Raw genomic sequence first — 720 nt, forward strand, 5'->3', positions numbered from 1 at the left:
CTGCGCGACGAAGTTGCGGAACGGCAGCGGCGCCGGCAGTAAGTCGCTCTTGCCCCGCTGGAGCATCTGGATCTCCTCCAACAAGATGCCCTGCGCAGTATTGTCGAGTGTCAAATGGTGAGTCAACAGCAACAGCAACCAACGCCCTTTCCTTGAGTCATAGGCCGTGAAGCCGTTGATCAGCGGTGCGACTCTCAAGTCGAGGCGGTAATGTCTGGGATTGTAACGTTCCAGCAATTTTTCAGCGGCATCGCCGGCTTCAGAACCAATTACGACATGCTCGATCTTTAACTTCGCTTCGCGCCAGACTACCTGCACCGGTTCCGGCAGGCCTTCCCAGACAAAAGCAGTGCGCAGGATGTCATGGCGCTCGATCACGGTCTGCAAAGCGGCCAGAAAACCGTCCCGGTGTTTCTCCGTATCAAACGCCATCAAGACTGGCATCAGGTAGGCATCGCCTTCGGACTCCATCATGTGGTGAAACAGGATGCCTTCCTGCAGCGGCGCCAAGGGATAAATATCCTGCACGTTGGCCGCCCCGCCCGGCACGGCCGCAATGATGCGGTCGATATCGGCCTGCGCCAGACTGACCAGAGGCAGCAGGTCCGGCGTAATGGCCGTGCAGTCGCCCGGAATGCGGTTGGCCGGGATGACCAGCTGCTCGGCCTGGCTGCCGTTGTCGGCCAGCGCCGCCAGACCGGCCAGCGTTGGCGCACTGAA

The 720-nt window shown here is 60.1% G+C and carries 1 protein-coding gene; it reads right to left on the minus strand.

Annotated features, from left to right (window positions below):
- A partial coding sequence (locus IT781_RS22050) for a condensation domain-containing protein (protein WP_228779364.1) occupies positions 1–720 on the minus strand: 720 nt, incomplete at both ends.

Origin of the sequence: Methylobacter sp. BlB1 (assembly GCF_015476545.1) — a bacterium.
Taxonomy (GTDB): domain Bacteria; phylum Pseudomonadota; class Gammaproteobacteria; order Methylococcales; family Methylomonadaceae; genus Methylobacter.